The sequence below is a fragment of the Emticicia sp. MM genome, assembly GCF_001649495.1.
Map to the genome: position 1 here is coordinate 1 of NZ_LXHX01000092.1, position 6,075 is coordinate 6,075.

General features: G+C 37.5%; 5 protein-coding genes and 1 pseudogene. 5 read left to right on the forward strand and 1 reads right to left on the reverse strand.

Features of this window, described 5'->3' with window-relative positions; translation table 11 throughout:
- Positions 1-98: 98 nt before the first annotated feature.
- The gene (locus A6M55_RS11085; protein ID WP_064197656.1) at positions 99-1,280 is read right to left on the reverse strand and encodes a hypothetical protein; all 1,182 of its coding nucleotides are present in this window, start codon (positions 1,278-1,280) and stop codon (positions 99-101) included.
- A gap of 401 nt (positions 1,281-1,681) precedes the next feature.
- Here A6M55_RS11085 and A6M55_RS17570 point away from each other — a divergent pair.
- The 5 genes and pseudogenes from A6M55_RS17570 to A6M55_RS11105 form a co-directional block, all read left to right on the forward strand.
- A pseudogene (locus tag A6M55_RS17570) lies at positions 1,682-1,897 on the forward strand (transposase); the annotation flags it as partial.
- A gap of 5 nt (positions 1,898-1,902) precedes the next feature.
- A complete protein-coding gene (locus A6M55_RS11090) occupies positions 1,903-2,595 on the forward strand; it encodes a hypothetical protein (RefSeq protein WP_064197657.1) in 693 nt (230 codons plus the stop codon).
- Positions 2,596-2,717: 122 nt separating this feature from the next.
- A complete protein-coding gene (locus A6M55_RS11095; RefSeq protein WP_064197658.1) occupies positions 2,718-4,061 on the forward strand; it encodes a neutral/alkaline non-lysosomal ceramidase N-terminal domain-containing protein in 1,344 nt (447 codons plus the stop codon).
- 32 nt (positions 4,062-4,093) lie between these two features.
- Positions 4,094-4,987 carry an NAD(P)-dependent oxidoreductase gene (locus tag A6M55_RS11100; protein WP_064197659.1) on the forward strand — a complete coding sequence of 298 codons (894 nt, stop codon included), beginning with the start codon at positions 4,094-4,096 and terminating at the stop codon, positions 4,985-4,987.
- 256 nt (positions 4,988-5,243) lie between these two features.
- Positions 5,244-6,075 (forward strand): carboxypeptidase-like regulatory domain-containing protein (locus A6M55_RS11105; protein WP_197491696.1); only part of this gene is annotated, 832 nt, incomplete at its 3' end.

The window sequence follows — 6,075 nt, forward strand, 5'->3', positions numbered from 1 at the left end:
ATAATTTACCTTTACAAAAGGATTTTTTTAGTGAAAATGTCTATATTATTGCAAAGTTAACGATTTTTTATTTATTTTTCACTTTGTAAAATAGCTTTTTAAATCGGTGGACAACGCTTAAATTCTTTATTTCTATCAAACAAATATCGGTAGGTAATATAAGTCTTGTATTTTTTTGCACCAAGCATTTGGGTTACTTTGAGCATTTTGGGGTTAAAATCGGCAATCCAATTGAGTTCGAGGGTTTCATACTGGTAATTTGGCACCCAACATGCCCTCGAAAACGACAAAGCAATGGCCGATTCGATACCACGCCCTTGATATTCTGGAATTACACCAAAAATTACCCCACGTGCTTTTTTGTTGGTTTTCATCAAAGTATGATACAACCACTTAATTTTCCCAATCAGATTCAGTTTACCATTGATATGCTTAATAATTTGGTTCAATTCGGGAATCATAATAAAAAAAGCAATCGGCTCGTCGTTATGGTAGCCAAACCACATTAATTCTTCTTCCAAAATTGGTTTCATAGTTTGCATGATGGCCGCTGCACGCTCAGGTGTCATTTCACCCGTTGACATATTTTTTGCCCATGCTTTGTTATAAATGATTCTAAAATCTTCAGCAAACTTGGGTAATTCTTTCTTGCTTACGTGCCTAAAATCATAAACTGGAGTATTATAAATACGATTAGCAATCTCGAAAAGTGCAGGGCGAACCACCTTACGTGCTTCAACCTCGGGGATGGGCAACAAAAATGTATATTGCTGGAAATAATCTTGAAAACCGTAATTTTCGAAAAAAGCTCGGTAGTATTTTTGGTGATAAAACATCCCCCAAGTTGGTTCGGCATCATGTGGGTCGATGTGCAGTCCCCACCAATTATCACGCTCACCAAAATTCACCGGGCCGTCCATTGCTTCCATGCCTCGTTCTTGTAACCATGCTTTGCATTTATCAAACATCGCAAAGGCAACTTCCTGATTATCAACACATTCAAAGAAACCCATGCCACCCGTTGGCTGGTCGTTTTGATTAGCTGTATTTGGATTGACGAAAGCCGCCACTCGTGCGATGGTCTTGCCCGAATCGTCAAGAGCAAGATAACGCACACAATCTCCACCATCAAAAAGTGGATTTTTGGTGCGGTCAAAGATTTTTTCGATGTCATTATCGAGCGGACGAATCCAATATTTATTGCCCTTATAAAGGCGTGAGGGAAACTCTAAAAATTCTTTTTGTAGCTTTCTGCTCTCTCCTACTTCAATGATTTGCATACTCAATTACTATTTATGAGTGCAAAGATAGTTTTTAGAGTTCTGAATTCTGAGTTTGAGTGCGGAGTTTTGTTGAATTGTCGATTTTTGAGTAAGATATTACTGAATGATAAATATAGTTTTGATTGTTTGGTTTGTGGATTGGGAATTGCTATTAATTTGCTGTAATCCTTTCACCCCTTGGAAATTCAAATTAAAAATCCCGAAGGGATGTAACGATTATAGATAATTATGCAAAGACAATAAATAAGAACCCCGAAGGGGTGATATGATAATAAAATGGATATACCTTAAAACAAAAAAACATGGCAGGCACATTCTCACAAATCTACATTCAATATATATTTGCAGTAAAAGGGCGAGAAAACCTACTTCAAAAACCATGAAGAGATGAGGTCTTCAAATATATAGCTGGAATTATCAAAGAAAAAAATCAAAAAACCATCATTGTGAATGGCGTTGCCGACCATGTTCATGTTTTTGTCGGCTTAAAACCTTCTATGAATATCTCAATTTTCTACATAAATTTGAAATCGAATACAACGAAAAATATCTATTTGAATGGCTGGATTAACTTGTGTACATTTTTAAAGCCAGACATTTTATTCGTACACTAACCACTATGATAGATTCTTCTCAAGCCAAACATCAAATTCAACGTGTCACAAATTTTCAAGACCTTGTTTCTACGCCATTTAATAGAGAAATAAATGCGATTGGTTGGATACGTAATCTAAAAGGTGATTTCGCTGAGATTATCAGTAAGGTAGAAATAAACGGAAATATCACAGTAATAGATGAAGAGCTACTTCGTAAACTTTCATTGAGTGAGCAAGGGCAACTTGCTCGTGAAATTATACTCAACGACTTACAATTACTCACTGCACACGGTGCGGCTCCAATTCTTAATGTGATTAAATCTTACGAACGAGACGAAGACTATCCATTCTTCCCGACCGATGTTTACTCTTTCCATGTGGACCATTCGCCTATACCAACCGATACTTTTTTATGTACGTATTACGGTGTTCCGAGCGAAATAGTACCAAATTCAGCAGTCGTACAAAAAATACTGATTCCCGAAATACGTGATGAACTCAAAAAACTATATGGTAATGAAGATGAAGGTTTTGAAGACTTTCTAACTGAAAACTTCTTTGACTTACACTATCAACCTAAACCAAATGCTTTGCCTTTCAGTTTAGGTATTGGTCATATATGGCGGTTGGCCATAGATTATCCTGAAAGCAAAATACTGCCATGTGTTCATCGTGCCCCCAAAGAAAAAACTGAACGATTATTGCTTATTTGTTGATTATTGATGAAGACTATGTACATTTAGCCTAACTAAAAGAAAGGAGTTTGTTTGAACTTTACTTTCAGTTATTCAGACAATAAACAATACATTTATTCAACCAAAATAAACCTATAACAATTATGAAAACAAAAGTATTATTACTGTTTTTTCTTACATTTTCATACATAAGTTTTGCCCAAAACAACTTAAAAGTTGGTGCCGCAAAGATTGATATTACGCCTGAACTCAGTGAATTGCCAAGTGGCTTTCTTGGTATTTATGACAGGATACATTCACGAGCAATCGTAATTGCTGATCAAAATAAAACTGTAGCTTTAGTAACACTCGATGTTGGTGCAATTCCTAATGAAATGGCTAAGAGTTTACTCGAAAAAATAGCGACTCAAACAGGTATTCCGACTACAAATATCATGCTTACTGCCACACATACTCATAGTGTACCTTTCAGGATAGGTGGAGAGGCATTTGAAGCTAAAGTTGTAAACTCTGTAAAACAAGCAAAAGATAAACTACAACCTGCCAAAATTGGCTACGGTGAAGGCGTTTCTTACATAAACGTGAATCGAAATATTATCGACCCCAAGACAAGAAGATGGTGGGAAGGACCAAATTATGACGGTCCATCTGATAAAACCGTTGCGGTGGTTACGTTTGAAACCCTTGATGGTAAACCAATAGCTGTGCATTATAACTATGCCATGCACGCCGTTACGGTTGGGATGTTGGACATGGTAAGTGGTGATGCCCCAGGCACAACTTCTAAATATATTGAAGATACTTTTGACGATAAAATTGTAGCAGTCTGGTCAACAGGTGCTTGTGGCGACCAAAACCCGATCTACTTTCAGCAGACCTATGATTTGCGTGAAATAAGGATAAAAGAATATGCTTCAAGAGGCATAGATATTAGCAATAAAATGCCTCCAGGTGGTCAAGGCTTGAATAGAGACGACCCACAAGTAGCAAAATTGATGCAACAGCAAAAACAAATGATTGTATCAATGGGGCAGTTTTTGGGTGAAGAAGTAATGCACGTAATGAGAGGTATTGAAAGAAAAGAAAGCAATGTAAAAATTTATGCCAATCAAAAAATAGTAACTTGCCCAGGCCGTAAACGCTTAGATGAAGGCAGAGCTGGGTATGCTGGAACTTATGAGGATGCCGACTCGATTGATATCAAACTTGGATTAATAAGTATTAACGATATTGCCTTTTCTTCAGTTGGTGGTGAAGTATTCAACCCCATCTCAACTCGTTTGAAAAGAGAGTCACCATTTGCACATACAATGATGCTAACGCTTACAAATGGATATGCAAAATCTGGTTATATCCCTCATGATGCTGCATTTGGAACTTACACATTTGAAGTAGTATCTTCAAGATTAAAACCTGGATTTGCCGAAAGTGCCATTGTGAATGGCATTTTGGATATGATGTATGAAAGTAAACAACTTCAAAAATAAATAGTTTTACGATAAAATTACCGATAAAAACAATGCGAATATTATTTACAGGTGGCTCAGGAAAAGCAGGGAAACACGTAATTCCGTACTTACTCGAAGAAGGACATCAAGTGCTAAACGTTGACCTTACGCCACTAAAACACCCAGGAGTAGATAACCTAATAGCTGATATTACTGACTCTGGACAAATGTTTAATGCCATGAGTTCATACACAGGCTTGCACGAACTCGAAGCTGGCAATGGCATACCAAAATTTGATGCAGTTGTGCATTTTGCGGCTGTCCCTCGAATTTTAATCAAGCCCGATAACGAAACTTTTCGAGTAAATACGGTTGGCACATATAATGTGATTGAAGCAGCCGTGAAATTGGGCATCAAGAAAATCATCATTGCTTCGTCGGAAACTACCTACGGTATTTGCTTTGCAGATGGTGTAACTGACCCAAAAGTTTTGCCACTCGAAGAAGATTATGACGTTGACCCGATGGATAGCTACGGTTTATCGAAAGTTGTGAATGAAAAAACGGCACGGAGCTTTCAACTACGCTCAGGTTTTGATATTTATGCCCTCCGCATCGGAAATGTGATTGAACCGCACGAATATGCTGAGCTTTTTCCCCATTATTTCAAAAATCCAGAAGTCCGTCGTCGAAATGCTTTTTGTTATATTGATGCTCGTGATTTAGGGCAAATCGTAGATTTATGTCTGCAAAAAGATGGACTTGGTTATCAGGTTTTCAATGCTGGTAACGACCATAACGGTGCGATTATTCCAAGCAAAGAACTGGCAGAAAGATTCTTCCCGAATGTACCAATCACTCGTGAATTAGACGAGCATGAAGCATTATTTTCTAATCGTAAAATCCGTGAAATGCTGGGTTTTAAAGAGCAACATAATTGGCGAAAATATGTAAAATTAGGCTAAACGCATAATTGTATTAATTCTCAAACAACTATTATTCTCGGTAAGAGAATGATTTAGCCCAAATACTTTTTAACTACAATTTTCGAAATTAGTAGAGAACATTCTTTTTAAAGTTTTTTGCATAATTAAATGAGTAGATTTTTCATTTGTTTATTTTTTCAACCTTCTAATTGTTAATGCTTTGACAATCATTAGCTAACATAGGCTTTACATGGGGTGAGTACTTTTGCGGCTCAACAAACAGGATTCACAACCCATGAAAAAAACTTTATTATTCATCTTACTTGGATTTTTACTTTGTATTAATGCTTTTTCGCAAGGAACGGATGCCACAATTGCTGGTGTGGTAAAAGACGAAAAAGGTGAAGGAATTCCAGGAGCTTCGGTTCGTGTTCGTAACGAATCGACTGGTTTTCAGACTGGTACACTCACCAACATCAATGGTGAATTTCAATTGCAACAACTTCCGCTTGGTAAACCTTACACTATTACGGTTTCGTTTGTGGGTTATCAGACTCAAAAGTTTTCAGATTACGCTCTTAATCAAGGAGATAAATTGAAAATTGACGCAAAACTAATGACTTCAAGCACAACTTTATCGGAAGTTGTAGTGTCGGCAAATTCATTTGTTAATAAAGAAACCGAAAGAGCTGGTGCGGCAATTGCCGTTTCGGCCTTGCAGATGAAACAGCTTCCGATGGAAGGTAGAAACTTTACGGCTTTAACTGCACTTTCTCCACTACAAGGCCGAAATGGTAGTTTTAGTGGTCAACGTACTTCATCAACTAACGTAACGATGGACGGTGCCAATGCCCGAAATATGTACACCAACGGAGCTGTTGGCAATGGCCCTTACACGATTTCGCAAGAAGCTATCCGTGAATACCAAGTTTCGACCAATAATTATGATGTAACACAAGGCCGCCAAGGTGGTGGTTCGGTCAATGCGGTTACCAAAAATGGTACGAATACAATGGAAGGTTCGGCATTTTTCTACCAAAGAGCAAGTAAAGCAAGGCTTTTTGGCAAAGAATTATTCCCGATGAATAGTAAATTCAATGCTAACGGAACACCAAGAACGACCAATA

Bases quoted from the DNA above. Each gene is read 5' to 3' on its own strand.
- A6M55_RS11085 (WP_064197656.1), bottom strand. From the start codon at position 1,280: ATGCAAATCATTGAAGTAGGAGAGAGCAGAAAGCTACAAAAAGAATTT.
- A6M55_RS11090 (WP_064197657.1), top strand. From the start codon at position 1,903: ATGATAGATTCTTCTCAAGCCAAACATCAAATTCAACGTGTCACAAAT.
- A6M55_RS11095 (WP_064197658.1), top strand. From the start codon at position 2,718: ATGAAAACAAAAGTATTATTACTGTTTTTTCTTACATTTTCATACATA.
- A6M55_RS11100 (WP_064197659.1), top strand. From the start codon at position 4,094: ATGCGAATATTATTTACAGGTGGCTCAGGAAAAGCAGGGAAACACGTA.